The sequence below is a fragment of the Kitasatospora sp. NPDC007106 genome (assembly GCF_040634455.1).
In the GTDB taxonomy this organism is placed as follows: Bacteria; Actinomycetota; Actinomycetes; order Streptomycetales; family Streptomycetaceae; genus Kitasatospora; species Kitasatospora arboriphila.
Genome location: NZ_JBEYFP010000791.1, coordinates 1 through 2,628, shown reverse-complemented (window position 1 = coordinate 2,628; position 2,628 = coordinate 1). Strand labels below are relative to the sequence as shown.

The 2,628-nt window shown below is 73.8% G+C and carries 4 protein-coding genes; all 4 read left to right on the top strand.

Going from position 1 to position 2,628, the window contains the following annotated elements:
• Nucleotides 1-371 (top strand): hypothetical protein (locus ABZ641_RS32395; protein ID WP_359987635.1); only part of this gene is annotated, 371 nt, incomplete at its 5' end.
• Nucleotides 368-1,228 carry a branched-chain amino acid ABC transporter permease gene (locus ABZ641_RS32390; RefSeq protein ID WP_344625208.1) on the top strand — a complete coding sequence of 287 codons (861 nt, stop codon included), beginning with the start codon at nt 368-370 and terminating at the stop codon, nt 1,226-1,228. The genes ABZ641_RS32395 and ABZ641_RS32390, both read left to right, overlap by 4 nt.
• Complete coding sequence (locus tag ABZ641_RS32385; RefSeq protein ID WP_359987632.1) at nt 1,229-2,173, top strand: branched-chain amino acid ABC transporter permease; 945 nt, start codon at nt 1,229-1,231, stop codon at nt 2,171-2,173.
• Nucleotides 2,170-2,628: ATP-binding cassette domain-containing protein (locus ABZ641_RS32380; protein WP_359987629.1), on the top strand; the 459-nt coding region annotated here is incomplete at its 3' end. The genes ABZ641_RS32385 and ABZ641_RS32380, both read left to right, overlap by 4 nt.

Genomic DNA, 2,628 nt, shown 5'->3' with positions numbered 1-2,628 from the left:
CCTCCTCCGACCCGGCCACCGTCGCCTTCGCCAAGGCCTACGAGGAGCGCTGGAAGGAGCACCCGCAGGACCTGACCATGTGGGCGCACGACTACCCGTTCATCGTCGCCGAGGCCATGTCCAGGGCCGGCAGCACCACCGACCCGGAGAAGATCAACAAGGCGCTGCCCGGCATCGGCGTCCCGAAGGGCACCGTCAGCGGCTGGCTGCCGACCTACACCGGCCAGCTCTTCGACGAGCGCGGCGCCCGCACCACCTCCGAAGTCACCGCCTGGTGCCCCGCCAAGCAGTCCGTCGCCAGCGCCATGACCTTCGACACCAAGCGCGGCGAGCTGGTCGACCCCGTCTTCGCGAAGGACGCCTGCGCATGATCCAGACCCTCGTCAACGGGGCCTTCCTCGGCTGCCTGTTCGCCGTGATGGCGGTCGGCCTGACCCTCGTCTACGGCGTGATGGAAGTCCCCAACTTCGCGCACGCCGGGGTCGTCGTCCTCGCCGCCTGCACCACCTGGTCGGCGACCGCGGCCGGGCTGCCCTTCGTCCTCGCCGCCCTGGCCGGCATCGCCTGCGGCGGACTCGTCTCGGTCCTCACCGAGACCGCCGCCTACCGGTGGATCGTCGACAAGCCGGCCGCCGCACCCGCCGTCGCCCTCGGTCTGCTGCTGATCCTGCAGAACACCGCGCTCCGGCTCTACGGCGGCGAGGGCCGCTCCCTCGACACCCCGTACGACACCGTGCTGCTCCGCTTCGGCGGGATCTCCCTGCCCGGGGTCAAGGCGGCGCTGATGGTGCTGGCCGGGCTCTCGCTGGCCGCGCTCCACCTGCTGCTGTCCCGCACCTCGCTCGGACGCCGGATGCGCGCGGTGGCGCAGGACCGGGAGGCCGCGGCGATGCTCGGGATCCCGCTGCGCCGCCAGTACGCCTTGGCCTTCCTGGTCGCGGGACTGCTCGCGGGCGTCGCCGCGATCGCCTACGCCCCCACGTACCAGGTGTCGCCCTACATGGCCGACGAGGTGCTGCTCAGCGCCTTCGTCGTGGTCGTCCTCGGCGGCCTGGGCAGCGTCTGGGGAGCCGTCGCCGGGGGGCTCGTCCTCGGGGTGGTCGAGAGCCTCGGAGCCGCCTACGTGAGCTCCGCCTACCAGAGCGCCTTCGGCTTCCTCATGCTCGTGATCGTCCTCGTGCTGCGGCCCACCGGCCTGCGCAGCACGAACTCCCGAAGGGTGGCGTGAATGCGCACCTCCCGTTACTCCCGGCACGCAGGGCCGCTCGCCGGCATCGCCGCCGTGAGCCTCCTCGCCCACGCCCTGCTCACCTCGCTGCAGGGCGACCTCGGACAGGTCGCCCTGCTGACCGTCTCCTGGACGGTGGCCCTGACCGGCCTCAACCTCGTCCAGGGCCTCGGCGGCTACCCCAGCCTCGCCCACGCCTCCTTCTACGGCGGCGGGGCGTACGTCTCGGCCGTGCTGCTCGACCACGGCGTGCCGATGCTCCTCGCCGCGCTCGCCGCGGTCGGCGCCACCGTGCTCGTGGCCCTGCTCGTGGCGCTCGTCTTCAGCCGGACCCGCGGGCAGTACTTCGCCATCGGCACGATGTTCTTCGGCGCGGTGACCACCCTGGTGTTCACCAACGCCGCCGACCTGACCGGCGGCCCCAACGGCCGGCCGGTCGAGCTCGGCCTCCCGCTGGACACGACGCTGCTGCTGCTGTCGGCCTCGCTCGGCCTGGCGCTGGCGGCCTTCCACCTCCTGTCCGCCGGCCGGTTCGGGGCGCGGCTGCGGGCCGTCCGCGAGGACGAGGACCTGGCCGAGCACCTGGGCGTGCCCACGGCCCGGGTCAAGCTGCTGGCGATGGTCCTCTCCTCGGTCTTCGGGGCCTGGGCCGGGGTGCTGTTCGCCCAGTACAACGGCGTCGTCGCCCCGTCCCAGTTCACCTTCGTGCAGGGGTTCCTGATGTTCGTGGCGATCGGCGTCGGCGGCGCGGGCCGGCTGTACGCGCCGCTGGTCGGCAGCCTCGTCGTGATCGGCTTCACCCAGCTGATCAAGCTCGGGCCCGGCGTCAGCCAGATCGCCCTGGGCGTGCTGTTCATCGCGGTGACCCTGCTCGCACCGCAGGGCGTGCTGGGCGGCCTGGCCGCGCTGCGCCGCCGGGTGCGCCCGAGGGGAGCCGTGGCATGACCGCGCTGTTGCAGGCCAGGGGCCTGGTCAAGCGGTTCGGCGGCGTGACCGCCGTCGACGGGGTCTCCTTCGAGCTCGACGGCGGCCAGGTGATGGGCCTGATCGGCCCCAACGGCTCCGGCAAGACCACCCTGCTCGGGATGCTCGCCGGCACCCACCCGCCCACCGGGGGAGCCGTCCTCCTCGGCGGACGGCCCGTCCGCGGCCGGGGCGCCCACCGCAGCGTCCGCGCCGGGATCGCCCGCACCTTCCAGACCACCCGGCTGTTCCCCACCCGGACCCTGCGGGAGAGCCTGGCGCTGACCCGCGGCGAGTGCCGCGGCCGGCCCACCGGCCCGGGCGACGGGGACCTCGCCGCGCTGATCGGCCTGGACGGTCTGCTGGACCGGCCCGCCGCGCAGCTGACCGGCGCCGCCCAGCGGCTCGGGATGATCGCGCTCGCGCTGGCCACCGGC

What these genes read in the sequence shown, in the direction of transcription:
- ABZ641_RS32390 (WP_344625208.1), top strand. Translation starts at nt 368, where the DNA reads ATGATCCAGACCCTCGTCAACGGGGCCTTCCTCGGCTGCCTGTTCGCC.
- ABZ641_RS32385 (WP_359987632.1), top strand. Translation starts at nt 1,229, where the DNA reads ATGCGCACCTCCCGTTACTCCCGGCACGCAGGGCCGCTCGCCGGCATC.